Origin of the sequence: Sphingobium sp. TA15, from assembly GCF_037101235.1 — a bacterium.
Taxonomy (GTDB): domain Bacteria; phylum Pseudomonadota; class Alphaproteobacteria; order Sphingomonadales; family Sphingomonadaceae; genus Sphingobium; species Sphingobium indicum.
On the sequence record NZ_AP025356.1, the window covers coordinates 433,398 to 458,787 of the forward strand.

General features: G+C 65.2%; 23 protein-coding genes. 11 read left to right on the forward strand and 12 right to left on the reverse strand.

What is annotated here, in order from left to right; genetic code table 11:
* The first annotated feature begins 15 nt into the window (after positions 1 to 15).
* Entirely contained in the window at positions 16 to 1,056 is a 1,041-nt protein-coding gene (locus Sj15T_RS19085; RefSeq protein WP_041386828.1) for a LacI family DNA-binding transcriptional regulator, read from the forward strand.
* A 118-nt stretch (positions 1,057 to 1,174) separates the two neighbouring features.
* Here the strand turns inward: Sj15T_RS19085 and Sj15T_RS19090 are convergent, their stop codons facing one another.
* Entirely contained in the window at positions 1,175 to 1,588 is a 414-nt protein-coding gene (locus Sj15T_RS19090) for a MarR family transcriptional regulator (protein ID WP_013053924.1), read from the reverse strand.
* Positions 1,589 to 1,925: 337 nt separating this feature from the next.
* Here Sj15T_RS19090 and Sj15T_RS19095 point away from each other — a divergent pair, with 337 nt between their 5' ends.
* The 4 genes from Sj15T_RS19095 (at position 1,926) to Sj15T_RS19110 (ending at position 5,469) form a co-directional block, all read left to right on the forward strand.
* Positions 1,926 to 2,801: a ThuA domain-containing protein gene (locus tag Sj15T_RS19095; protein ID WP_013053925.1), complete on the forward strand. Its 876-nt coding sequence runs from the start codon at positions 1,926 to 1,928 to the stop codon at positions 2,799 to 2,801.
* A gap of 71 nt (positions 2,802 to 2,872) precedes the next feature.
* Positions 2,873 to 3,859, forward strand: a complete 987-nt coding sequence (locus Sj15T_RS19100; RefSeq protein ID WP_013053926.1) for a demethylmenaquinone methyltransferase — start codon at positions 2,873 to 2,875, stop codon at positions 3,857 to 3,859.
* A 70-nt stretch (positions 3,860 to 3,929) separates the two neighbouring features.
* Positions 3,930 to 4,367: a hypothetical protein gene (locus Sj15T_RS19105; protein ID WP_007686117.1), complete on the forward strand. Its 438-nt coding sequence runs from the start codon at positions 3,930 to 3,932 to the stop codon at positions 4,365 to 4,367.
* A gap of 85 nt (positions 4,368 to 4,452) precedes the next feature.
* The gene (locus Sj15T_RS19110; RefSeq protein ID WP_013053927.1) at positions 4,453 to 5,469 is read left to right on the forward strand and encodes a fatty acid desaturase family protein; all 1,017 of its coding nucleotides are present in this window, start codon (positions 4,453 to 4,455) and stop codon (positions 5,467 to 5,469) included.
* A 58-nt stretch (positions 5,470 to 5,527) separates the two neighbouring features.
* Here the strand turns inward: Sj15T_RS19110 and Sj15T_RS19115 are convergent, their stop codons facing one another.
* Together Sj15T_RS19115 and Sj15T_RS19120 are read right to left on the reverse strand one after the other, a co-directional pair.
* Entirely contained in the window at positions 5,528 to 6,238 is a 711-nt protein-coding gene (locus Sj15T_RS19115; RefSeq protein WP_007686119.1) for a GntR family transcriptional regulator, read from the reverse strand.
* A 54-nt stretch (positions 6,239 to 6,292) separates the two neighbouring features.
* Complete coding sequence (locus Sj15T_RS19120) at positions 6,293 to 7,597, reverse strand: MFS transporter (protein WP_013053928.1); 1,305 nt, start codon at positions 7,595 to 7,597, stop codon at positions 6,293 to 6,295.
* Between the two features lie 100 nt (positions 7,598 to 7,697).
* On the opposite strand from Sj15T_RS19120, the gene Sj15T_RS19125 reads away from it, so the two are divergent.
* Together Sj15T_RS19125 and Sj15T_RS19130 are read left to right on the forward strand one after the other, a co-directional pair.
* Complete coding sequence (locus tag Sj15T_RS19125) at positions 7,698 to 8,684, forward strand: ketopantoate reductase family protein (RefSeq protein WP_041386830.1); 987 nt, start codon at positions 7,698 to 7,700, stop codon at positions 8,682 to 8,684.
* Positions 8,685 to 8,780: 96 nt separating this feature from the next.
* On the forward strand, positions 8,781 to 10,310 hold the full coding sequence (locus tag Sj15T_RS19130; protein ID WP_013053930.1) for an acyl-CoA synthetase: 1,530 nt from the start codon (positions 8,781 to 8,783) through the stop codon (positions 10,308 to 10,310).
* A gap of 37 nt (positions 10,311 to 10,347) precedes the next feature.
* Here Sj15T_RS19130 and Sj15T_RS19135 read toward each other — a convergent pair whose 3' ends face one another.
* Both Sj15T_RS19135 and Sj15T_RS19140 read right to left on the reverse strand, forming a co-directional pair.
* Positions 10,348 to 11,145, reverse strand: a complete 798-nt coding sequence (locus Sj15T_RS19135; RefSeq protein WP_041386920.1) for a TIM barrel protein — start codon at positions 11,143 to 11,145, stop codon at positions 10,348 to 10,350.
* 13 nt (positions 11,146 to 11,158) lie between these two features.
* Positions 11,159 to 12,049, reverse strand: coding sequence for an NAD(P)-dependent oxidoreductase (locus Sj15T_RS19140; protein WP_013053932.1), 891 nt, complete (start codon positions 12,047 to 12,049; stop codon positions 11,159 to 11,161).
* Positions 12,050 to 12,148: 99 nt separating this feature from the next.
* Between Sj15T_RS19140 and Sj15T_RS19145 the strand changes: the two genes are divergently transcribed.
* Both Sj15T_RS19145 and Sj15T_RS19150 read left to right on the forward strand, forming a co-directional pair.
* Positions 12,149 to 13,111, forward strand: coding sequence for a fumarylacetoacetate hydrolase family protein (locus Sj15T_RS19145; RefSeq protein WP_013053933.1), 963 nt, complete (start codon positions 12,149 to 12,151; stop codon positions 13,109 to 13,111).
* A gap of 169 nt (positions 13,112 to 13,280) precedes the next feature.
* Positions 13,281 to 16,337: a TonB-dependent receptor gene (locus Sj15T_RS19150; RefSeq protein ID WP_013053934.1), complete on the forward strand. Its 3,057-nt coding sequence runs from the start codon at positions 13,281 to 13,283 to the stop codon at positions 16,335 to 16,337.
* 69 nt (positions 16,338 to 16,406) lie between these two features.
* Here Sj15T_RS19150 and Sj15T_RS19155 read toward each other — a convergent pair whose 3' ends face one another.
* Both Sj15T_RS19155 and Sj15T_RS19160 read right to left on the reverse strand, forming a co-directional pair.
* Positions 16,407 to 17,537 carry an MBL fold metallo-hydrolase gene (locus Sj15T_RS19155; protein ID WP_013053935.1) on the reverse strand — a complete coding sequence of 377 codons (1,131 nt, stop codon included), beginning with the start codon at positions 17,535 to 17,537 and terminating at the stop codon, positions 16,407 to 16,409.
* Positions 17,538 to 17,541: 4 nt separating this feature from the next.
* Positions 17,542 to 18,171 carry a TetR/AcrR family transcriptional regulator gene (locus tag Sj15T_RS19160; RefSeq protein ID WP_013053936.1) on the reverse strand — a complete coding sequence of 210 codons (630 nt, stop codon included), beginning with the start codon at positions 18,169 to 18,171 and terminating at the stop codon, positions 17,542 to 17,544.
* 167 nt (positions 18,172 to 18,338) lie between these two features.
* Here Sj15T_RS19160 and Sj15T_RS19165 point away from each other — a divergent pair, with 167 nt between their 5' ends.
* Positions 18,339 to 19,232, forward strand: coding sequence for a type 1 glutamine amidotransferase domain-containing protein (locus Sj15T_RS19165; RefSeq protein WP_049775249.1), 894 nt, complete (start codon positions 18,339 to 18,341; stop codon positions 19,230 to 19,232).
* 55 nt (positions 19,233 to 19,287) lie between these two features.
* Here Sj15T_RS19165 and bla read toward each other — a convergent pair whose 3' ends face one another.
* The gene (gene bla / locus Sj15T_RS19170; RefSeq protein ID WP_013053938.1) at positions 19,288 to 20,211 is read right to left on the reverse strand and encodes a subclass B3 metallo-beta-lactamase; all 924 of its coding nucleotides are present in this window, start codon (positions 20,209 to 20,211) and stop codon (positions 19,288 to 19,290) included.
* A gap of 95 nt (positions 20,212 to 20,306) precedes the next feature.
* Between bla and Sj15T_RS19175 the strand changes: the two genes are divergently transcribed.
* Positions 20,307 to 21,230 (forward strand): LysR family transcriptional regulator, encoded by a 924-nt coding sequence (locus Sj15T_RS19175; protein WP_013053939.1) that lies wholly within the window; start codon positions 20,307 to 20,309, stop codon positions 21,228 to 21,230.
* Here the strand turns inward: Sj15T_RS19175 and Sj15T_RS19180 are convergent.
* From Sj15T_RS19180 to Sj15T_RS19195, 4 genes are all read right to left on the reverse strand, one after another.
* Positions 21,191 to 21,694 (reverse strand): flavin reductase family protein, encoded by a 504-nt coding sequence (locus Sj15T_RS19180; protein ID WP_013053940.1) that lies wholly within the window; start codon positions 21,692 to 21,694, stop codon positions 21,191 to 21,193. The two genes, Sj15T_RS19175 and Sj15T_RS19180, sit on opposite strands and share 40 nt — an antisense overlap.
* Positions 21,695 to 21,832: 138 nt before the next feature.
* Complete coding sequence (locus tag Sj15T_RS19185; RefSeq protein ID WP_013053941.1) at positions 21,833 to 22,207, reverse strand: EthD domain-containing protein; 375 nt, start codon at positions 22,205 to 22,207, stop codon at positions 21,833 to 21,835.
* Positions 22,208 to 22,249: 42 nt separating this feature from the next.
* A complete protein-coding gene (locus Sj15T_RS19190; protein WP_013053942.1) occupies positions 22,250 to 23,008 on the reverse strand; it encodes a glucose 1-dehydrogenase in 759 nt (252 codons plus the stop codon).
* Positions 23,005 to 25,380, reverse strand: a complete 2,376-nt coding sequence (locus tag Sj15T_RS19195) for a TonB-dependent receptor (protein ID WP_013053943.1) — start codon at positions 25,378 to 25,380, stop codon at positions 23,005 to 23,007. Before Sj15T_RS19195 ends, Sj15T_RS19190 begins: the two co-directional genes overlap by 4 nt.
* Between the last annotated feature and the right edge of the window lie 10 nt (positions 25,381 to 25,390).

Consider the following 25,390-nt stretch of genomic DNA (forward strand, 5'->3'; position numbering starts at 1 on the left):
AGTCGGTGAACGACCATGAACGAACGTAAGCCGCCGACAATCCGGGAAGTCGCCGCACGGGCCGGCGTGTCCGTGATGACCGTGTCGCGCGTCGCGAACAAGCAGAGCTGGGTCAGCCCCCAGACCCGCGCGCGGGTGGAACAGGCGATCGCGGAACTGAACTATGCGCCCAACGTCTCAGCCCGCGCGCTGGCCGGCGGCGACGACCGGCGGGTGGCGCTGCTTTACCGCAACACGACGACCTCCGCCTATCTGGGCGAATTGCTGCTGGGCGGGCTGGATGAGGCGGCGAAGCATCACCTCCACCTGGTGGTCGAACAATGCGAGACCGGCGCCACGGCGGAGGACATCATCGCCCAGATCCTCCAGGCCCGCGTTTCCGGCGTCATCGTGCCGCCGCCCCTGTGCGACTGGGACGAACTGGCGCAGGCCCTCACGCGGCAGGACATTCCCTGGGTCGCGATCGCGCCGGACGAGAGCCATGGCATGATGGTGGTCGCGATCGACGACCGCCAGGCCGCGGGCGAGATGACGCGTCATCTGATCGACCTCGGCCACCGCCGCATCGCCTTCATCCAGGGCAATCCGCAGCACCGTTCCAGCGCGCGGCGGCTGGAGGGCTTTCGCGCCGCCATGACCGCGCAAGGCCTGGCGGTGGAAGAGGATTATATCGTGGAAGGCGATTTCAGCTACCGTTCCGGGCTGGAGGCGGCATCGCATCTGCTGAGCCTGGAAACGCCGCCCACGGCGATCTTCGCCTGCAATGACGATATGGCCGCCGCGACCATCACCATCGCGCATCAGCGGCAGATCAGCGTGCCCGCGGATCTGACGGTCTGCGGTTTCGACGACACGCCGCTCGCCGCCGCGATCTGGCCCACGCTCACCACCATTCGCCAGCCGATCCGCGACATGAGCCGCGCCGCCATGACCCTGCTGGCGGAGGCGATGAAGCGCGGGGACGAAATGAACGGAAGAGGGCTGGCGCGGCTGGACTACAGCCTGGTGCGCCGCCAATCCGACGCGGTCCCGCGCCTGAACCACAGGCGGGCGTAGCGACTTCCGCTCGCAAGCCACGTGTTCCAGCGAAGGCGGAAGCGCGAATCAATTGCGGAACCGGGCTGCTGCCGTCGCAGGAGCGCGTTTCCCTCAATATGTTGAGACCTCAAATTTCTCAGGCAAACCGCGCCAGCAACTCGTTGAGCAGCGGTCGCAATCGGCGGATCTCATCGCGATGCGTGGCGGACAGCTTCGCCAGCAGGTCCAGCGCGCGCGGCGTCAATTGCAGTTGCGACCGGCGGCGATCCGTGGCGCTGGCATGGCGCGTCACCAGCCCCAGCTTTTCCAGCCGGTCGACCAGGCCCGTCGCGCTGTGCGGCTTCAGCAACAGGCGCCGCGCCACATAACCCACCGTGGCGTCCTGGGCAGGCACGGCCCGCAGGGCCAGCAAAGCCTGATGCTGCTGTGGGGTCAGCCCCATCTGCGCCGCCCGCTCGCTGCTGAACGCCTGAAACTGTCGCAATGCGAAGCGGAATTCCGCCAGCGCCGCATAATCCCCATCCTGCAACATGGCGCCGTCTGCTTCCATAAGACCTTCATCTTCATATCGCGCCGCGTTTCATAGGCGGCATCCAGCACCAAAGAGGGATTTGCCCGATTCGGGAAGCCCGCAACGGCATGATGGCGCGGGTTCCCGCGGATGCGCGGCCACTCTGCCCCCATCCGATGGGGGGAAACGACCCGTTTTCCCCATCGTCCTGCCGGGTTCGGGCCTGTTCGCCCGAAGCGCAAGAAAAATAGCGAGAGGGATTGGTATATCCGCCACATTATGGCAGATCATATAGGATATTATCGACCAAGAGAGTCGCAAGACCATCTATGCTGGCGAGGGTGAGTTGAAAGGGAAGTTCACAGGGCGGTTCCCCATGCGCCGACATGCGGCATTGGCGGCGATGGCCGTCGCCTTCCTTTGCCCGGCCGCAGCCGGAACGGCTCCCTTGCCGCCGGTGCGCATCTTGCTGTTCGCCGGGCCGAAGCAGCACGGCGCCCCCGGCCGCCACGAATATGAGAAGGACATGCGCGAACTCGCCTGGCTGCTGGAGCATTCCGGCGCGGCGCGGCAGGTGAAGACGCAGGTCATCGTCGGAGAGAAGCCGCGGGACCAGGCCATGCTGGAAACGGCGGACGCCATCGTGATCGACGGCAATGGCGACTGGCTGAAGCGCGAAACCGGCGCGATCTTCCAGCAATATGCCGAAACCGACGGCCTGGGCTACAATGCGGAGACCACCGCCGCGCTCAAGGATTTCGATGCGCTGCTGAAGCGCAGGAAGACCGGGCTGGTCGTCTATCACTATACGATGTTCGTGGATAACCGGGCGGGCCGGCTCTATCTCAACGATTGGCTGGGCGGGGTCTGGATTCCCTATGTCTCGCACAATCCGGTCGACACATGGGCGATCAGGCCCATCCCCGGCAGGCATCCGATCCTGCGCGGCGTCAAGCCGTGGACGCCGCGGGAGGAGATGTATGCGCGCTATTTCCTGCCCGACAACAGCCGCCGCACCCCATTGCTCACCGCCAGGCCGTCGCAGGCGGCGAACGGCACCGGCGGTCCGGTCGCCTGGGCCTATGAACGGCCCGACGGAGGACGTTCGGTCGTGTGGGGCGGCAACGACTTTCATGACAACATGCATCTCTATCCGCAGCAACGGCGGTTCCTGGTGAACGGAATCCTGTGGGCCGCAGGGGTGGAGGTGCCGCGGGGCGGCGCGAACGACCAGATGCCGCCGGAATTCTGAAATGGACGGGTACGACCGGCGGCCGCGCACGCCCGCGCCGCGCCGCGCATGGAATGGGGAGATGCTGAACCATGGGATTTGACCGGCGGCTGATGGGCGCCGCCCTTGCCCTTTCGGCCATGCTGCTATCGCAGCCGGCATTGGCCGAGGACGGCTTCTTCACGCGCGAGCAGGTGATCCGCCATACGCCGGCCTGGACCGGGGAACGCTTTCCGGACGGCCGGCCGAAGGTGCCCGACGACATTCTGGAGCGGATGCGGGAGGTCACGCTGGAGGAAGCCTGGGCGACGCTGCGCAGCGCCGGGTTCAACCATCAATATGAGGATGGCTGGCTGTCCATCTTCCCCGGCAAGGTGCTGGTCGGGCGGGCGCTGACCTCCCAATGGCTGCCCGGCCGCCCGGACATCCAGACAGTGCTGGAGAAGCAGGGCATAGCCGACAAGCGCAAGGGCGCCATGAACGCCTGGCCGGTCGACATGCTGCAAAGGGGCGACGTCTATGTCAGCGACCATTTCGGGCTGAAGCAGGACGGACCGTCGATCGGCGACAATGTCGGCAACGCCATCTACGCCCGCAGCGGCAACGGCATCGTCTATGACGGCGCGGTGCGCGACATCAACGGCCTCAAGGAACTGCCGAACTTCGTTTCCTTCGTCCGCTCCTACGACCCGTCGCACCATTTCGGCGCGATGGCGACGGGCGCGCGGCTCAATTCGACGATGGTGGGCATCAATGGCCCGATCCGCATCGGCAAGGCGACCGCCATGCCCGGCGATGTCGTGCTGGGCCGCGACGGCGGCGTGCTGTTCATCCCGCCGCAACTGGCCGAAAAGGTGGTGAAGCTGTCGGAGAACACGCGGCTGCGCGACCTGTTCGGCCATATGCGCCTGCGCGAGGGCAGATATACCGCCGGCCAGATCGACACGCGCTGGACCGACGCGATCGAGGCGGACTTCTTCGCCTGGCTCCAGGCCAACCAGAACAAGCTGCCCGTGAAGCCCGAAGCCGTGAGGCAGATCATCCGCGATCATGAAGCGGGCATCCCCTATGAGGGATGACCCTATGACGGATGACCGGCCCGAAACCCACCCTTCCCCCCGAAAACGCTTGAGAAAGGCTCCTGCCGCCATGGACTTCCGCCTCCCCTTCGCCGCCGCCTTGCTGGGTCTCTCCCTGGCCGGCGCCGCCCAAGCCGCAACACCCGCCGAAGTCGTCGCCCGCCATGTCGAAAGCATGAAGCTCGGCAAGTTGCAGCCGATCATGGACGATTATTCCGCCGACACGGTGGTCGTGACGCCCCAGGGGCTGGTCGCGGATCAGGCGCCGGCCAGGGGTCCGGGCATCTATTCAGGCCAGGCGCAGGCGCGCCGCGTCTTCGCGACGCTGACCGACAAGGATCATCATCCCGGCATCAAGGCCATGGAAACGACGATCGAACCGGCCGGCCCGGACAGCGTCATCCTGCATTGGGTCCAGTTCAAGGGCCAGCCCCAGCAGGTGTCGGGCAAGGACGCCTTCATCGTGCGCGACGACAAGATCGTGTTCCAGGCCATTTTCGTCGACTGACGCAGGGCGCGCACTTGACGCTCGATCGCGCCGCTCATAGCGTCCCCCGCGACTGGCTTTGCGCGGCATTCGGAGACATGGGCCCATGGAAGAGGTCGCCAAGGAGCGTCCACCCGGATATCGCTATTCGCGGCGCGGCACCCTGGCGCTGGTCCGCGAACTGTCGGTCATCGACAACCGTCGCAACGCCCTGCTACTCGTCCTCCAATGGGCGATAGCGATCGCGGCGGGCGCCGTCGCCATCCATGTGGACCGAATCCCGGTCTATCTGCTGGCCGGCTTCGTCATCGGATCGCGCATTCAGTGCCTGGCGGTCATGATGCACGACGCCTGCCACGGGATGCTGTTCAGCAATCGCCGTCTCAACGATCTGATCGGCGACATCTTCGTCGCTTATCCGCTCGGCTTCAGCATCGACCTGTACCGCGCCAATCACATGTATCACCACCGCTACACCAACACCTTGCGCGATCGCGACTATCGCGTGCAGCGGCGGGACAGCGACCAGCACTTCCCGAAAAGCGCCGCCGCCATGGCCTGGCTGCTGGTCCGCAGCGTGACCGGCCTCAACTTCTATCGCATGGCGCGGGACAGCCGCGTCTGGGCGCCCTTCGCCAATTTCCACAATCCCGGACGCTTCGGTTACGACTTCAGCCTGGGACTGCGCATTCGCTATGTGCTGTGGGCGCTGCTTTTCTACGGCCTGATCCTCCTGTCGCCCTTCCGCTGGAAGATATTGGGCCTTTTGCTGATCCCGCAATTCATCTGGGCAAATGTCTTCAACCGGATACGGGCAATGGCCGAACATAACGGCGTCGCCGACGAGCGGGAGCTGAACGGCACGCGCACGGTCATCCCGACCCTGCTCGATCGGTTCCTGATCGCGCCGTTCAACGTCAGCTATCACCTGGAACATCATCTGTTCCCCTCGGTGCCCTGGCCCAACCTGCGGCGGCTGCACGCGCATCTGATGACCGATCCGACCTATGCGGCGGACGCGCACATCACCCGCGGCTATTGGGGCATGATCAGGGAATTGATGCCGCCGCGCGCCTCTGCGGGCGAAAGCGGACCTGTCGTCCCGTCAGAGGCGAAGTCCTGAGGTTCCGCGCTCCATGCGGGCGGGCGCGGACGATAATCCATCCGGCGCCCTCATGATTTCAAACCTTCTCGGCCGCTTCAGCAACGGGTCCGTAGATCGTGCTGAGCAGCATGTTGTTGTGCCCAGAAAGCATCTCGAGCGCCCGGCGCTTGTCGCGTGAGAGGCAGAATTGGGCCAGCAGGCTGTGCTTTTCATAGGCCTGGTCGGGATCGACGTCCGTCTTCAGCATCAACGAGCGATAGCGGCGCGTCTGCTCGTAAAGATCCTGATATATGGCGATGAGATGATCCGAACCGCATGCCCCTATCAGGGACAGGTGGAAACGCCAGTGCACCCGCTCGAACGTGTCGATCCTCTTGTCGATGTCCGTGGGGGGATTGTCCGTGAACATCTTGAGCCGGTGGAGGCTCGCCACGATCTCGACCTCCCAATCCTCCGTGCCGCGATCCATCGAAAGGGCGAGCGCGCCCTGTTCGACGACTGTCCGCGCCGTCATGATGGACTGGAGATCCTGGGGACTGACCGGGACGACGCGGAACCCCCGCTGCCCCGCGAAGGTGACGAGGCCCCGCCCCGCCAGATTGGCCAGCGCCTCCCGGATCGGCGTCGGACCCAGCCCGGTCCCCTCCGAAAGCGCCCTGATGTTGAGCCTGGTTCCGGGCGCGATGTCGCCGGAAAGGATCGCGTCGGAAAGCAGGCGGGCGGCTGCCTCCGTATGGGTCGCGAATGCGGATTCGGCGGGGGGGGATTTCCGTGGTTCGTAGGACATATGGGTTCCAGGATCGCATGGAGTCAGGAAGCGGGCAAGTCGATTAGGGCGCGTTTAGCCGCTGGCTGCGGACGATGGCAACTTCGGCAGAGCGAACAGCAGCAGCGCGGCCGTCACCAGCGCGCCCGCCGACAGGAGCAGCGCGAGCGTGTAGCTGCCGGTGGCGTCGTACATATAGCCCGACGCGGCGGGACCGATGGACCCTCCGACCAGGAAGACCGCAAAGAGCGCTCCGTTCACTGAGCCGAAGCGGCTGGTGGCATAATAGCGGCCGACGAGGAACGACATGATGTCGTTTTCAGAACCGATGCCAATCCCCGCCGCGATGGCCGCGATCAGAGCGACAACCGCCACATGGGCGCCGCCCGCGACCAGCGTCAGCATTCCCGCCGCGACCATCGCGAACAGGCATTGGGCCAGCGCCACGGCCGGCAGTCGGTCGAGAAGATAGCCCACGACGATCCGCCCGAAGATCAGCGCCGCGCCGATCGTTCCGGCCATTCCGGCGGCGCGGGTCGCATCGACGCCCGCATCGGTCAGCATCGGCACGAAATGCACCACGGTCGTCAATATCCCCCAGGCGGAAAGGAAAAAGGCCAGCGCCAGCAGCAGGAACGTGCGGTCGCGCAGCAGCGGCGGCCCATCGGCGGAAACGGCGGCTTCCTGTCGGGGGACGCGGGCGCCCGTGGGCCGCGCAGGCGGCAGGATCGTGCGCCGCCAAAGCCAGATGAGCGCCCCGATGACGGCGAAGCCCGCCAGCTCGATGCCGGCCAGCGCCATATAGCCTGCCCGCCAGCCGTGCGCGGCGATGATGGGCGTGAGGAACAGGGGGATCAACCCTCCCCCCAGTCCGGACCCCGCGAGGGACAGGCCCAGCGCCAGTCCGCGACGGCGCTTGAAGCCCGCGATGATCATCTTGGTGATGACGGGCGCCGCTGTGCCCGCCCCCAGCAACGCCACCAGCGCCATCAGCGCCACATAGGAGAAGAAGTCGGCGCTCAACATTCCCAGAAGCAGCAAGCCGGCGGCCAACCCCAGCAGAGAGGGGAGCAACACGGGCAGGACGCCGAAACGGTCGACGCAGCGGCCGACGAAGGGCGCGCATAGCGCCGTCAGCATGGAGGCGACGAAGGGCGCGATGCTCACCGTTCCGCGTCCCCAGCCGAATGCGTCGGCCACCGGCTTCAGGAAAAGCCCGGTCGAGAACAGGAAGGTGCTGCTGATTCCCACGGTGATGCCCAGGAACGCAACCAGGATGATCGGCCAGCCATGTCGCAGTTCGGCCTCGCCCTCGGCTTCCCCGGCTGCACCGAAAAGCCCGATGTCGGGGTTTATCGCGCCTGTCGATCTTCCGTCCATTCTGGCATCCTCCATCGTTGAAATATCGATAACATGTCTGAACGTCGATTGACAATCGGTATATTCGCGGAATATCGATAAATCAAACATGGGGATGCCAATGAGAATCGCGGTATATGGAGCAGGAGCGGTGGGCGGCCATTTCGCCGCGCGGCTGGCCGCCGCCGGCCATGAGGTGTCGATCGTCGTGCGCGGCGCGGCGCTGGCGGCGATCCGCGCCAGGGGATTGACCCTCCTCTCCGGTCCGGAGCGGCTGGACGTCCGCGTGAAGGCGTCCGACGATCCCGCCGATCTCGGTCATCAGGACCTGGTGATCTCCACCCTCAAATCCTCGTCGCTCCATGTTCTGGCGGAGGGCGTCCAACCCTTGCTGGCACCGGACACGCCGGTCGTCTTCGCCCAGAACGGCATTCCATGGTGGTACACGCACGGGCTTCCGCAATCCCCCCTTCTGCCCCGGCTAAGATGGCTCGATCCCGGCGGCGCGCTGGAGGAGCATGTCGGGCTCCGCAGGACGATCGGCGGCGTGATCTTCTCTTCCAACGAGGTGATGGAACCGGGTGTGGTGCGCAACGATTCTCCGGAATATAACGCCCTGTTCGTCGGCGAGCCGGATCGGTCGGAAAGCGACAGGATCGTGAAGCTGAGGACGATCCTTGCGGACGCGAGACTGGCCAGCCCGTCCCACCATGACCTCCGCGAGGTGCTCTGGCGCAAATTGATCGCCAATATGACGGTCTCGGTGCTTTGCATGATTACCGGCCAGACGGCGCGGGAAGCCGTCGAGGATCCGATATTCGGCGATACGGTGCCCAGATTGATGGCGGAGGCCGTCGCCATCGCCGCCGCCCAGGGATATTCGATCCCGCCCATGCCGCCGGGCTATCGCGCGCCCGATCACAAGCCCTCCCTGCTCCAGGACTTCCTGCTTGGCCGGACGCTGGAGATGGATGCGCTGGTCAAGGCCCCCATGGCGTTCGCCCGGGCGGCCGGGCTGGCGAGTCCGACGCTCGACATGCTCGGCGCGCTGGCCCAGCGGCTGGCCGCGAATGCGGGCTTGTACCGGCCTGTCGCAGCGGCGGGTTGACCAGGGGCGCCGCGCCAGGCGCCTGCCCGCCTGGCACGCAATGGCCAAGCCGCCAAGGCGTGGCCCGATATCCACCACGACCAATGGAGTGCGCAGATGACAGCCACGCTTCTCTCAGGCAACAGGGTGATGCAACCCGCCGCCTTCGAACGCGAAATCGAACGCGCGGCCGCCGCGATGCAGTCCAGCGGCGTGGCTCCTGGCGATGCCGTGGCCCTCTTGCTGCGCAACGATTTCGCCTTTTTCGTCGCCAGCCTGGCCGCGCGCTGGATCGGCGCGTTCGCCACGCCGATCAACTGGCATGCGACGCCGGACGAAATCGGCTATATCCTTGAAGACAGCGGCGCGCGGCTTCTGATCGCCCATGACGACCTGGCCGCCCCGCTGGCCGACCGGCTGGCGGGCATGACGCTGGTCTGCGTGCCGACGCCGGCGGAGATCGCCGCTGCCTATCGCCTCCCGCCTTCGACCGCGCCGGCGGGGGCCATGGCTTGGGACGCCTGGCTGCCCGACGAAGCCAGCCCCGCGCCGCCCCGTGGGCCGGGCGGCGCATCCTCCCTGATCTACACCTCCGGCACGACGGGAAAGCCCAAAGGCGTGCGGCGCAGGCCGTTCGAACCCGGCCACCTGGCCGCGCAGGCGCAGATCGCCGTTCACGGTTATGGATTGGACCCCGCCGAAACCATCCGGGTGCTCATGACCGGACCGATGTACCATTCGGCCCCCAATGCCTATGGACTGGTGTCGGCGGAACTGGCGGAGAAGATCGTGCTGGAACCGCGTTTCGATGCGGAGGAGCTGCTGGCCCTCGTTCAGCAGCACCGGATCACGCACATGCATGTGGTGCCGACGATGTTCGTGCGCCTGCTCAAACTGCCGGAGAAGGTCCGGGCCGGCTATGATCTTTCCTCCCTGCGGTTCGTCGTGCATGGCGCCGCCCCCTGCCCCACGCAGATCAAGCGCCAGATGATCGACTGGTGGGGGCCGGTCATCCACGAATATTACGGTTCGACGGAGACCGGCCTTGTCACGGGGCATGGCTCGTCCGATGCCCTTGCCAGGCCCGGAACGGTCGGTCGCGCGCTTCCCGGCGTGACGCTCCGGGTGATCGGGGAGGATGGCAAGCACGCCGGAACCGGCGAGGCAGGGGACATCCACGTCCGGTCCGAAGCCGTGCCGGACTTCACCTATCATGGCCATCCGGACGAAAAATCGGCACTGGAACAGGCCGGCTTCGTCACGGTGGGGGACATTGGCTGGCTCGACGAGGACGGCTATCTGTTCCTGTGCGACCGGCGACGCGACATGATCATCTCCGGCGGGGTCAACATCTATCCCGCGGAGGTGGAGGCGGCGCTGCTCGGCATCGGCGGCGTGCGCGACTGCGCGGTATTCGGCATTCCCGACCCCGAATTCGGCGAAGCGGTATGCGCCTATGTCGAACCGGACGAGGAAGCGACGCTGGATGCGGCGGGAATCCAGAGGAGCCTGGCCGGCAGCCTGTCCCGCTACAAGATTCCCAAGGTGGTCCGGTTCGAAACCCACCTTCCCCGCGAGGATTCCGGCAAGATATTCAAGCGTCGCCTGCGCGAAGCCTATTGGGCGAATGAGGGGCGCGCGATCTGAAAAGCGACGTCCGCCGCCACGGCGGCTGACATCCCCCTTATGCGGACGGATGCAGCCGGCGCATCTCCGCGAGCCAGCCGAGTCCGGCCGTCGTCGGCCCGGCCGGACGATATTCGGCCCCATGCCATCCGCCATAACCCGACGCCCGGAACCCGGCGAACGCCGCGGCGAAGTCGATCGATCCGGTGCCTGGCTCGTTCCGCCCCGGCGCATCGGAAAACTGGACATGCGGCGCGATATGGCCGTGCGCCGCCCATGCGCGAGCGATGTCGTCGCCATTCATCGCGACATGATAGAGGTCGAAAAGCAATCCGAACCCAGCCGAACCGATCAAGCGAACCATATCGGCCGCTTCGTCGATGGAGGCGAACAGCGCGTCGGGCATCTCCACGCGGTTCATCGGCTCCACCAGCAGCACGGCATCGGGCGCGAGGCGGCCCGCAAGCGCGAGCGCCTGGCCGGCATTGCGCCTGTAGGTTTCCAGACACGCTTCCCTGTCATGGCCGGGCGGAATGCGGGAAGGCCCGACATGGACGAACCGGGCATCCATTTCCCTCGCTGCGCGCAGTCCCCGCTCAGCGGCGGAAGCGAACTCGGCCTCGCGGCCCGGAACGCCCGACAGGCCGGGGCCGCCCGCGAAAAGATCGCCGAGCGGCAGGTTCATGAGCACGACCGGCATTCCGGCGGCGCGCGCGGCCTGCGCCATCTCCGCCGGATCGCCCTCGTCGATCACCTGTATCTCGACCCCGTCGAAGCCCGCACGGGCGGCCGCGGCGAACCGCTCAAGCAACGGAAGCTCCCGGAACATCGTCGACACGCTGGCGCTGATCTTCATCGTCATTCCCCTTTCAGATCGCATCGCCGATTGATTGCATGGCCCGCAGCGCGCGGTGGACGGCGCTATGGTCCAGCGAGCGGTCCGGCCCGTCGGCGGCACGCGCGAACATGTCCTCCGCCCCGGCGAGCAAGGGCAGCGACAGGCCCAGATCGGCGGCCATCGCTGTGGCCATGCGCAAGTCCTTGAGCTGCGTGGCGACGGTGCCGCCCGGCACATGGTTGCCGTTCAGCATGCGCGCGCCGTGCTGGCGAAGGACCGTGGAGTCGGCAAATCCGCCCTCCAGCGCGGCGAACGCCTCGGCCGGCCTGCCTCCGCCGCGCTCGATGAGCAGCAGGGCCTCTGCAACGGCCTCTATGGTGATCCCGACGATCATCTGGTTGGCAAGCTTGACCAACTGCCCGCTCCCGACGCCGCCCACCGGGTTCACCCGGCCCAGCGTTTCCAGCAGGGGCCTCATCTTCTCGACCGTCGCCGGAACGCCCCCGGCGAAGATGGTCAGCCTGGCATCGATCGCCCCGCGCTCGCCGCCCGACACCGGGGCGTCCATGTAATCGATCCCCAGGGCGGACAGGCGGTCGGCCTGCCGGCGGGCCGAAGGCGGGTCGATGGAACTCATCATGACGACGGTCGCGCCCGGCCTGATCCATCGCGCCACGCCGTCGTCGTCGCCGAAGAGGAGCCTGTCGCAGGCTGGGCCATCGCTCAGGACGATGAACACCGAATCGGCGTCGGCCACGCACAGCCGCGCCGTATCGGCGACCGACACCCCGTCCTCCGCAAGCGCCGCCGCCTTATCCGCCGTGCGATTCCACGCGCTGACCGCATAGCCCGCCCGCGCCAGGTTCCGCGCCATCGGCGCGCCCATCAGCCCCGTACCCAGCAGCGCCACACGATCGATCACAGCAGTCCCCTTTCAATTTGCTTGATACCCGATACATATATCGTCATTAAATAGAAATATCGATAATTTTTCACGCTCATTCCTGATGGGGAGGCATTTATGCGATTCGTGACCTATGAGCATGGCGGCAACCGTTTCGTCGGAGCGTTGGTCGGCGACGATGCCGTCAAGAATTTGACGGCCGCAAGCGCGGCGTCCGGCCGAGGGGATCCGGCGTGGTTCACTGGCATGCAGGCCCTGATCGAGGCCGGCGACGCCGGGATCGACGAAGCCCGTCGGCTGATGGAGAGCGATGGACATGTCGTGCCGCTTGCCGATGTCCGCCTGCTCGCGCCCTTGCCGCGCCCGCAATCGATCCGCGACTTCTTCACCTTTCCCGACCATATCCGGCAGTCATATGCCGGCATGCAGCGCCTGGGCGCCAGGCTGGCCGGAATGCCGGCCCCCACCGCCCCGCCACTGACCGAATTGCCTGCGCTCTATCTTGAGAAGGCGATCTACCACAAAGGCAATCCCCTGACGGTCGTCGGTCCGGATACGGAAATCCTCTGGCCCCGGTACAGCAAGTTCATGGACTTCGAACTGGAACTGGCGATCATAATCGGCCGGCCGGGGGCCGACATCAAGGCAGAGCGGGCGGCAGCCCATATCTTCGGCTACACCATCTTCAACGACTTTTCCGCGCGCGATGCGCAGATGGCGGAGATGCCCGGCATGATGGGCCCGGCGAAGGGCAAGGATTTCGACCGCAGCAATGCGATCGGCCCCTGCATTGCCACGCCGGATGAATTTGCCGACGTCCACGACATAAGGATGCGCGCATTGGTGAACGGCGAATTGTGGGCCGAAGGGTCCAACAGCGCGATGCTGCATCGATTCGAGGACATCATCGCCTATGTGTCGCGTGACGAGACGCTTCATCCGGGGGAGCTTCTGGGCTCCGGCACGATGGGCAATGGTTGCGGCGTCGAACATGACCGCTTTCTGGAAGATGGCGACGAAGTCGCGCTAGCCATCGACGGCATCGGCGTGCTGACCAACCGCGTGCGCAGGCAGGACTGACCGGCGGCGGAGCCATTGTGCATGTCGCGCCAGTGCTCCGCTTGACCTTTTTCTAAATATCGATATTTAATGATAACAGCGATTATAAATTAATATATCGTTCGCGAAGCCAGCCCGTCGACGGGGAATGTCATCTGCCCGTCGAGCGGGGCCAGGAGGGGATAGGGACATGACCAGGATATTCATCCGCAAGCGCACCGGCTTTCTTCTGGGCGCGGCGATGGCCGGCTTGATTGCGCCGTCCGTCGCCCAGGCAGAGGAGGCATCGAAATCCGCGCCTCCGGCCGCCGAAGGGGGCGGCCGGGCATCCGCGCCGGCCAGCGTGATCGACATCGTGGTCACCGCCCAGCGCGAGAGCCAGTCGCTGCAAAGCGTTCCCATTTCCGTCAGCGCTTTCACTGCCGAGACATTGCAGCGCCAGCAGATAGACAATTCTCTCGATCTTCAGCTATCGCTTCCGAATACAATCTTCACCAAGAATAATTTTTCCAAGTCCAGCTTCACGATTCGCGGCATAGGCGACCTGTGCGTCGGCAGCTCATGCGACAGCGCGACGGGGATCACGAATAACGAACTTCCGCTGTTCGACACCCGGCTGTTCGAGGTCGAATATTTCGATCTGGAGCGGGTCGAGGTGCTTCGGGGGCCGCAAGGAACGCTTTTCGGCCGCAACGCGACCTCCGGCGTCGTCAACTTCATTACCGCCAAGCCCGATCTGAACGGCGTGCACGCTTCGGGCGAGATCGAATATGGCAATTATGATTCCAGGAAGGTGAAGGGCATGCTCAACCTGCCCTTGACGCAGAGCCTGGGCGCGCGCTTCGCCGGAATATACGTCAATCGCGACGGCTATACGAAGAACCTCCATGACGGCGCCAGGCTGGACGGGCGCGACATCTACGCCGTCCGCGCCTCCCTTCGCTGGGAACCGTCCAGTTCCACGACGATCGACCTCCTGGGCTATTATTTCCATGAAAAGGACAATCGCCTTCGCATCCAGAAGCAGAAATGCCTGCGCGATCCCACGGGCGTGCTCGGCTGCCTTCCCGGACGGCTGGGCAATGACTATACCAACAACAATGCGACGTTCGGCGGCACGCTGACGTCCCGCGAATATCTGACGATGCAGGGCGGCCCGGGCATCGGCGCGCTTGCCCTGGGCAGCCTCTACGGTCCCGACTCCAATCTTGGAAATCCGCTCATCGCCGACCCCAGGACCGTCAACACCGACTTCCATCCCACCTTCTTTTCCGATGAGATCCAGGCGCAATTGCGGATCGAACATGATTTCGGGCCGGTCACCCTGAAGGTGTCGGGCCAGTATCAGCGCACGCGCACCGCCGCGTCGCAGGATTATAATCTGAGCGTCAACAACGCCGCGCTGTTCCTTCCGGGCCTTTCGACCCTGCAAGCCTATGGCAACGGCGTCGCAGGCCCCTCGCTCGCGCAATTCGGACGGGTTGCTGCCGCGCTGATCCCCAACGGCCCGGCCGGCCCCTATTGCACGTCGATCGTCGAACCGAGCGCCACAGGCGCGTTCGGGGGCCACAGCCTATGCTCCGCGACGCCCCAGGATTTCGACCGCACCAGCCTGTTCGGCCGGGCCTTCACCGGCGAGGCGATCGTCGCCAGCAAGTTCGACGGGCCGTTCAACTTCCTGGTCGGCGGCATATACAGCGATTATCGCAACCACAATGCCGACTACAACGTCAACGCGTTCAATATCGATTATGCGGCAGGCGTGCTCGGCGTGCTGACGTCGCTCGGCCAACAGGGAGGGCAGGCCGCCGCGGGCCAGCCCGTCACCTATCCCACCGTGTTCCTCGCCTCCCCCTATGTCCGCAACAATTCCCAGCTATTCCAGCTCAAATCCTACGGCCTGTTCGGCGAAGCCTATTTCGAGCCGAACGACCGGCTGAAGCTGACGGCGGGGCTCAGATATAATCATGACGACAAGTCCAATCGCGCGCGCAACACCATCATCTCCTTCCCCGTGCCCTACGGCACGGCAAACGCGTTCGATTCTCCCTTCTTCGCCGCCTATGACGCCGATGCCGGGCGGCCGGGCATCCAGCCCGTGCAACAGCGCGACGCGACCTTCGGCGAGTTCACCGGCCGGGCCGTGATCGATTTCCAGGTCACGCCGAGGAACCTGCTCTACGCCTCCTATTCGCGGGGCTACAAGTCGGGCGGCATCAACCCGCCGCTGCTGCCGATCTTCAACATCTCCGACAGTTTCGAGCCTGAATTCGTGAACGCGCTGGAGGTCGGATCGAAGAACAGCTTTCTCGGCGGCAGCCTGCGGCTCAATGCATCCGCCTTCTACTATCAGTACAAGGGACTCCAGCTCAGCCGCATCGTCAGTCGCACCAGCGTGAACGACAATGTCGACGCGGACATCTACGGCATCGAGCTTGAAGCGATCGCCCGCCCGATCCCGGCGCTGACGGTCAACATCAACGCCAGCTACCTTCATACCAAGGTATCGTCGGACAGATACATCACCAATCCGCGAGACCCGTCGGGCGGCCGCAGCGACGCCGTCATCGTCAAGGACATCTCGAACGGTTCCAACTGCACGGTCGTCCCCAACACCGCCGGCAATTCCGCCGCGTCAAACAATTTCGTCAATTTCGTGAATGGGGAGATCAACGCGGGCCGCGTCGTCAACTCCTCGACCGGGCGTCCCTTGTTCCGGCCGGGCGCCGGCCTGCAAGGGACCACTCCCTTCCCGGCCGACAGCGGGCTGAACGGCGCGACGGGGGCCTACAGCATATGTTCGGCTTTGGCCTCCTACGTCGCCAGCGCCGGCGCGGGGCCAAGCGGAGTCTCCGTCCTCACCGACGGCGTTCCGGTGAACCTGCGCGGCAACCGCCTGCCGCAGGCGCCCGACTTCAAGGTTTCGGCGGGCGCGCAATATGTCGTCGACATGGGAACGGGCGGGTCCACCCTCGTGCCCCGCGTCGACGTCATCCTCACCGGCGGCAGCTATGGATCGGTGTTCAACGGAAACGCCAATCGCATACCCAGCTATGTGATCGTCAACGCGCAGCTGCAGCTCAACGGCCGCGACGACCGCTGGTTCGTGCGCGCCTTCGTGCAGAACCTGACCGACAGCAATGCGATCACCGGCCTCTACGTATCCGACCAGCCTTCGGGCCTCTTCACCAACATCTTCACGCTCGAACCGCGACGCTATGGGATCGCCGCCGGAGTGAATTTCTAGGGGCTGGAACGCGTGGGCAAATTCCAGACTCACTGGACTGAGTGATTTGGGTGGGAACCGGCCATTCCCCTATTCGTCACCCCGGGCTTGACCCGGGGTCCCGCTGCCTTGGTCGAGCCGCCGTTTTAAAGAAAAGCGGGACCCCGGATCAAGTCCGGGGTGACGGAAAACTGATGTTCGCAACTGGCCAATTCCCGACATTTCGAATTCGTCCACGCTGCCTTGGGAATCGGTGAAAACCTCGCCCGGCCTGGCGGCGACGAAGCGGGCGGGGTCAACGCCCGCCGCGGCCAGCGCCTCGCCAAGGCGAAGCACCGGCTCATCGCGCGGCTCGTCGGTGAGGCGGAATGTGCCCCAATGGATGCCAAGCGCCCGCCGCGCGCCGACGATCTGGAAAATGCGCACCGCTTCGGCGGGGTCGACATGCTGGGCAGCCATGAACCAGCGCGGCGCATAGGCGCCGATGGGAAGGAGAGCAAGATCAGGGGATCCCAGATGTGCGATCCGGGCGAAGATCGCGCCGTCGCCGAAGCCGGTGTCGCCCGCGAACCAGACGGTGCCGGCCGGCGTCGCGAGGAAATGGCCCGACCAGAGCGCCATGCGCCGGTCCGCCAGCGACCGATTGCTCCAATGGACCGCCGGCGTGAGGGTGGTGGCGATGCCTGGCGCGAGCGTGATCGCATCCCACCAATCGCCGGTCGCCAGCCTGGCATCGGGAATATGGGCGCGCACTATGGCGTCATTGCCAAGCGGCATGACCATGAGCGGCCGGTCGCGGGCATGCAGCCGCGCAAGCGTCCCGAGGTCGAGATGGTCGTAATGGCAATGGCTGACCAGCACAGCGTCGATCCGGGGCAGGTCTTCGAAGGCGACGCCCGGCGCGGTGACGCGCCTGGGGCCGGCAAAGGCGACGGGGCTGGCGCGGTCGGACCAGACCGGATCGGTCAATATGTTGCAGCCGGCTGCCTGGATGAGCACCGTAGCATGCCCGACCATCGTCACCACCAGCGCCTGGCTGGACTGCGCCGGGCGCGTGGGCGTGACGGGAACGGAGCGCGGCCAGGGCGCCGCCCGCTTGCCCAACCGCCAGCGCAGCAGGTCGCCCAGACCGCGATCGGTGGACGCCTGGCCGGGATTGAAAAAGCGCAGGCCATCGAAATGATCGCTCGGCGGCCCGGCATAATAAGGATTGCGCGGCATTCGCCTAACGCCGCTTGATGCCGCCGAGGAGTATCCGCCCGACCCGCTCCGCCAGGGAAGGGACGGGCGGCACCACCGACAGCCCGTCGAGCAGGAGCAAGACCAGGCCGTGGACATTCGCCCAGGCGGCGAGCGCGACTATGGCGGCCGCCTCCTCATCGTCGGGCGGCGCATCGAACACGCCCTCCGCAATGCCCTGCGCGATGACCGAGAGGAGGACCGCATGCGAGCCGGCGGCAGCTTCGCCGACCGGATAGGGAAGGGCGGCGCGCGATGCGGCGAGCGCCGTGCCGAACATGAGGCGATAGCGCGCCGGATTGTCGAGCCCGAAGGCGACATAGGCCGCGCCGATCGCGATCAGGGCCTCCTCGATGCATTCGGACTGCTGGGCCGCGGCCAACATCGCGGCGCGCAGGTCGACGAAGCCCTTTATCGCGATTGCGCCCAGCAGGTCCAACTTTCCGGGGAAATGGCGATAAGGCGCGTTGTGGCTCACCCCTGCCCGGCGAGCGACCTCGCGCAAGGAAAATTCCCAATTCTGCTCCTCCGCGACGATCGCGGTCGCGGCGTCGACGAGCACGCGTCTCAGATCGCCATGATGATAGGCAGGGGCGGCGTTCGGCTCGGCTGGCATGGTGGCTCCAGAAAGATGTTGACACTGTCTACACACCATATGTAGACAGTGTCAACATAAAGGCGCGAGGTTCGACGCTTCGAATGCGACCCGCGCCGCATGCCGGACCCGGCCCGCCATTGGACGGAGCGGAAGCGGTCCGGTCCCCTTCGATCGAGGAATCCATCATGGCCCATATTCTCTTTCCCCTGCCCTCGCGCGATTTCGATCCGACCGAGGTCGGCGTCACATGGCGCGTGCTGACCGCCGCCGGGCACGGCGTGAGCTTCGCCACGCCCGACGGCAAGGCCGGCGCCGCCGACCCGATCATGATCACGGGGCGCGGGCTGGATCCATGGAGTCCGATCCCGCTGATCGGGCGGATCACGGTGATCGGCCGGGTGCTGCGCGCCAACAAGGATGCCCGCCGCGCCTATGCCGAGATGATCGCCAGCCCCGCCTTCCGGTCGCCCCGCCGCTGGGACGAGCTTTCGGTGGACGGCCATGACGCGATCGTGCTGGGCGGCGGCCATCGGGCGCGCGGGATGCGCGAATATCTGGAAAGCCCGGTCCTGCAAAAGCTGGTGGCCGACTTCTTCGCCGCCGACAAGCCCGTGGCGGCGATCTGCCATGGCGTGCTGCTCGCGGCGCGCAGCAAGCGGGCGGACGGGCGCTCGGTTCTCCACGGCCGCAAGACGACGGCGCTGAGTTGGAGGCATGAACGGACCGCGAGCGCATTCGCGCATGTCGGCCGCTTCTGGGACCGCAACTATTACCGCACCTATCTGGAGGAGGATGGACAGCCAAAGGGCTATATGTCGGTCGAGCAGGAGGTCATCCGCCACCTTGCCGATCCTGGCGATTTCATAGATGTGCGACCCGAGGATCCGCATTTCCGTCGCAAGACATCCGGACTGGTCCGCGACAGCTTCATCGACCACAGCCCGGCGCTGGTGGTCGAGGACGGCAATTATGTGTCGGCGCGATGGCCCGGCGATACGCATTGTTTCGCCAGCACATTTGCCCGGCTCCTGGCCCGCAGCCCGGCGGAAGAGGATGCGCGCCGGGCGCGGGTCGCCTGATCCGCCCCATCCGGATCGACGAAGGCCTGCCGATCAAGGTGTCTCATCTGGAACGCTATTTCGACGTCTCTCGCCGCTCCTCGGCCAACCGCTTCGCGAGCAGGCGGCGCGAACGTTCCGCATAGGACCGGCAGGCCCCGGATCCACTGCCATACCGCCCCGCGCCCGCATTGTCGGGATGCGCGGAGATCAAAATGTCGCAGTTCAAAGCGCCCATGCGCCTGTAGCTGGCTTCGAAGCCCTTGACGATCGGCGCGCTGGAAGGCGCGGTGAAACGGTAACGGTCGGCCGACACCGGATTGAGGCTGGAGGCGAAGACGATCGCCTTGCACCTCTTGCCCTCGCAGGCGTTCCAGTTCCATGTCATGCTGCCCATCGTGTGGCCCGGCGTCGCATGCGCGGCGATGGATGCGCGGCCGATCCTCAGAACCTCTCCATCCTTCACGACGCGCAGCCGCGACACCGCCGGCCAGGCGCCGCCATAGTCGAATTGCGGATCGTCCTTCGCATGCGCGCCTGCCCGCAGGCCTTCCGCGCCGCGCCGGCTGGCCACCACGGTGGCGCCGGTGTCGCGCGCCAGGGCGGCGATCCCGCCAGCATGATCATAATGCGGCTCGGTACTCAGAATAAATTTGATGTCTCTGGGGTCGAAGCCCAGCTTGCGAACATTGCTGAGGATCATCGGTGCCGCCTGCGGAAGCGCGCCGTCGATCAGCACCAGGCCCGCACCCGTGTCGATCAAGGCGACGCTGAGACCCGCGAAGCCGACCAGATAGCTGTTGCCGAAAATCCTTTCGGGCGGCAGGGGCGCAAGCCATTCCTTGGCTCTTTCGACCGCCATCGGCCGGGTCAGGGGGTCATCGGAGGGGCGGGCGCCGCCCGCCCGGTCCGCGGCGGCCATGGCTTCCGGCTCCGGCCCTGTCGCTGCCGCCGCCGGGCTGATGGCCAGCGACGCGGCGATTGTCATCGTTGCGATCATCCTCGTCTCCCTTCCCGGCGGGGATGCCCGATTCAACCTCCTTCCCGCAAAGCATGATTTCTCGACAAAGCCATGAGAATAATTGATGACGGGTCATGGACCGCGCCCAACTTCCCCTGAACGCCCTGCGCGCCTTCGAAGCGGCGGCGCGTCACCTCAATTTCACCCGCGCCGCGATCGAGCTTTGCGTCAGCCAGGGGGCCGTCAGCCATCATGTCGCGCAGCTTGAACGCCGGCTCGGCGTGCGCCTCTTCCACCGCCTGCCGCGAGGACTCTCGCTTACCGACGAGGGGCGCGCGCTCGTCCCCGTGCTGGCCGAAGCGTTCGACCGGGTGGGCGCGACGCTGGACCAATATGCCGGCGGCCGATTTCGGGAGGTGCTGAAGGTCGGCGTCGTCGGCACGTTCGCGGCCGGCTGGCTGTTGCCGCGGCTGGACGCCTTCGCCCGCGCCCACCCCGCCATCGACCTGCGCGTTTCGACAAACAACAACCGCGTGGACCTGGCAGGGGAAGCGCTGGATTTCGCGATCCGTTTCGGCGACGGCGCATGGCACGGCACCCAGGCCGAACCTTTGATCGAAGCGCCAATGACGCCGCTGTGCGCTCCGGCCCTGGCGGCGCGGCTGAGGTCGCCCGCCGACGTCCTGCACGAACGGCTGCTGCGTTCGTACCGGCCGGATGAATGGGCGCTCTGGTTCGAGGCGGCGGACATCCCCGTCCCGCTTTTCCGCGGACCCGTTTTCGACAGTTCGGCGCTGATGGTGTCCGCCGCCATGGCCGGTTTCGGCGTCGCGCTCGCGCCTCCCGCGATGTTCATCCGCGAACTTGCATCGGAACTGCTGGCTCAGCCTTTCCCGATCATGATCGACGCGGGCCGCTATTGGCTCACCCGGCTGATGTCGCGACCCGAAACCCACGCCATGCGGTGCTTTCGCGAATGGCTTGGCGAAGAGATCACGGCCCCGATCGCGTCATGGCCCTATGTCCGCGAGCAGGGCGGCGGCGCCAATTTCCCATAGGTGCCCCTGTGGAACAACAGGGGCGCGCCCGGATGATGCACGTCCAGCGCATGCACGCTGCCGAGCACGAGATGATGGTCCCCCGCGTCGTGCACCGCATATATGGTGCAGTCGATCCAGGCGATGGCGCCGTCGAGCAGCGGGGAACCGAGCGCCGAGGGACGATGCGCTATGCCGGCGAACTTGTCCGGATCCTTCGATGCGAGGGTGCGGCACAGGGCCTCCTGATCATCGCCCAGGACATTGACGCAGAAACGCCCCGCCTCCGCGATCCTGGGCCAACTCGAAGAGGCCTTGTCGGGAAAGAACGCCACCAGCGCCGGGTCGAGCGACACCGATGTGAAGGATCCCACGATCATGGCGGCGGGCCTGCCGTCGGGCGGCATCGCCGTGATGGCGCAGACGCCGGTCGGATAATGGCCCAATATGCGGCGAAAGGTCGCGGGTTCGATGGCGAGGGTCATGACGATTTCAGACTTTCCAGACCAGCGGGATTCTCTTCCGGGCGGCAACGGAATCCCGGAAACGGGACCGTGCGGCTCCATCGGCTATGGTGAAGGGGCAGCGCGGCAAGCGCGTCGGCTTTTCCTGCCGCGCCCTGCCTATGGGATCGCGGATTGATGAACCTCGACCACATACATCTTGACGCTGCCGGCTTCTACGAACTCGTCCTCGTCGGCACGAATGACCTGCATGATGTCTGCATCGAAGAACGCCTGGATTCCCGCCTCGGCGTGCGCGCGCGTCGGGTAGACGGCTTCGGTTATGACGTCGAAATCGACACTTGCCGCGCTTGCACGACCATCGCCCACCGACGCCAGCAGCGGATCATCCGCCCGGATGTAGTTACGCCGATACACGCCGATCGGGGGAAGTATTCGCCTGGCCAAGGGCGCATGCTTTTCTTCATAATAGCGGATGAATTCATCCAGGGACATTCCCGGCTTTCTCCTCATCGATACCAACAGCTTGAACATTGCGCCCTCTCCTGCTGCATATGATCGTTCATCAGGGCGCGATCAGATCGCTCCGCCGCCGTCGACGGGCAGTTCCGCGCCCGTGATGTAGGCGGCCTCCGCCGACGTCAGGAATGTCACGGCGTCCGCAATCTCATCGGGCGTCCCCATCCTGGCCAAGGGCATGGTCGCCACAATCGCGTCGTTGAAGCCGGCGGGATTCAGTTGGATCATGGGCGTGTCGATAGCCCCCGGATAGATGCCGTTCACGCGAATGCCATGCTTCGCCAGTTCCAGGGCCGCGCATCTGGTCATGCCCCGGACCGCCCATTTCGATGCCGAATAGGCGAACATGCCGGCTATTCCGCGCAGCGCGACGCCGGACGATATGTTCACGATCGAACCGCCCCCCGCATCGGCGATCAAGGGCGCGGCCGCCTTCATCCCCAGGAAGACGCCCAGTTGATTGACGTCGACGCTTCTTGCGAACTGCTCCCTGTCCGTTTCGAGCATGGGCAGCGGAATGAAAATGCCCGCGCAATTCACCAATGCCGTCAGCTTGCCGAAAGCCGCCAGCGCCGTCGAACAGGCATCGTCCCACTGGCTTTCGCTAGCGACGTCCAGAAGCTGGAACCTTGCCGCCGCTCCCAGTTCCGCCGCCAGCCGCTCGCCGGCGGGATTGCGGTCGGCAAGGACGACCGATGCGCCGGCCTCGACGAATTTCCGGGCTATGGCCGCGCCCATGCCGCTCGCGGCGCCGGTGACGATCGCCACCGTGCCGCCGAGCCGCCCGTTCGACGCGGATTCCACCCCCTCGCTCATCGCGTCCGCACTGTGAGGGATATGCCGTATGTGGCGGGCGTCCCCACGCGTCGCGCGATGGTGTCGTTGGCGAAGTTGACCGACGTCTCGTAGAGCTTGTTCGTCACGTTGCGGCCGAACAGCGTAAGCCGCCAGCTATCGTCATGCCCCGCGACGCCCGCACGAAGATCGAGCAAGGCCCGACCGCGCAGCCTGTAGAGGGTTTCCGGATTGTCGGGCAGGGTGAAGGTGGAATTGGACGCGCTCTGGAAGTTCAGGCTGCTTCCGACAAATGCCTTGAAGCTGCCCGCGTTCCATTCATATTGCGCGTCGGCTGACCCCTGCCAGGTGGGCGTGAACGGGACGCGCGATCCCCTGAAATTGCCGAAGTCGCCGGCGCCGTTGAAGGTCGTGAAATCGGAAACGACCTTGGTCTTGATATAGGTCGCCGCGGCCGAGAGCGAGAGGCCGGGATAAGGCCGCGCCACGAGGCTCGCCTCCGCCCCGACCGAGCGCACCTTCGGCACGTTGACGAGCAGTTCCAGCAGGCCGAAGACAAGATCCTCTATGCGCGCGCGCTCCTGCTTGTTGCGGTAGTCGTAATAGAATCCGGCAAGATTGAACTGGAGATGCTTGTCGAAAAGCGGCAGCTTCGCCCCGGCCTCATAGGCGTCCACCCGCTCCTGCCGCGCCGGCACATATTGCGAGGTGGAGGAGGCCGAGATGTTCGAGAAGGCGCCCGCCTTGTACCCCCGACTGAAGGTCGCGTAGAGCAGAGCGCCGCTCGGCGCCTTGTAGGACATGCCTGCCAGGAGCGAGATATTGTCCTCGTTCAGCGAGGACTGATTGCCTGCGGGCAAGAGTTCAGGCGCGGGCGTCAGGGAATAGCATTGGTTCTGGTCGACGACTTCGACCGGCGTGTTCTTGAGGCCGAAGGCCGCGAATATTTCCTGGAGCCGGGTGAATATCCGTCCGGTGGCGTTTTCAACGCTGCCATCATAGCTGCATTGATAGGCCGACCGATTCTGCTTCGTATAGCGGATGCCGCCCTTGATCGACAGGCCATCGACGACCTCATATTCGGCATTGGCGAAAACCGCATAGGTGCGCGTCTTCTGAAGCGCCTGCGATATGGCGGCCGAGATCGGAGGCAGGTCGGGAAAGGGCGTGGATGCCGAGGCGTCGAAAATGCGGTACTGATGGCGATCGTCCACATTCGCATAATCGTAATTGGCGCCGATCAGACCCCGGAAGCGGTCAGTATCCAGGCTGAGCCGAAGTTCCTGGTTGAACGTCTTGATCCGGCCAAAGGCCCGACCCGTGAAGTCCACGAAGGCCGTTCCGTCATAATCCTGGAATCGGTCAAGATCCTGATGCTGATAGGATGTTATCGAAATCAGCTTCAATTGGTCCGACAATTCATATTCGCCGCGCAGCCCGACCTGCCAATAACGATCGTTCATCGCCTTCGGCCATGACGGGTCCCAATCGGCGGCGCGAGGGTTGTTTGGCGCGATCGGCGAGGCAGCCACTTCGGGCGAAACGGGGCCCGGATTGTCCGGAACGATCTGCACCAACTGGGTCGCCGTGGTGTCGGACCTGTTCCGCCAGGCATTTGCGGAAAACCTTAGCGTCAGGCGTTCCGCCGGCGTCCAGTCGAGCAGCAGGCGGCCCGCCAACTGGTTCTGTTCGCCCCGCTTGTCCCCCGGCCTGGTCAGGCTATATTGCCATGCTCCGCCCTGCACCGTCCGCAAGGCTACCCGCGCCTGGAGAGTCGAGCTGATCGGACCGCTGACGAAGCCTTCCACCGAAGTCTTGCCGAAGCGTTCGACGGAAACCTGTCCGCCCGCCTCAAATATAGGAGTAGGCTTCGCAGCGATATAATTGATCGCGCCGCCAGTCGAATTTTGTCCGTAAAGAGTTCCTTGCGGTCCCTTCAAGACTTCGATCCGTTCCAGGTCCAAGGCGGCTGCCTCGGTCATGACCGGAAAGGGAAGCGGCGATTCGTCGATATAGACGGCGACGGCAGGCGCCGAACCGAAACCCGAGTCGTTGAAGCCGATGCCGCGCAGCGAATAGACCGGCGTATTGTTGAGCGAGGGCGCAAAGGTAAGCCCGGGCACGACCTTGGCCAGATCGGCGACGTTGGCGATGCCGCGCTGCGCGAGTTCTGCGCCGCCCAGCGCCGTGATCGACATCGGCACGGCGTTGATCGATTCCGAGCGCTTCTGCGCCGTGACGACGATGTCGGGTATGGAGGCGAACGGCGCGCCGTCCGCCGACGATTGCGGACTCGCGGCGACGCTCCCCGTCTGCTCATCCGCCGATGCATAAGCAGGACTCGACAAGATCGTCGTGGCAACAAGCGCGGTTATCAAATGAACCTTGGCCATATCATCCCCT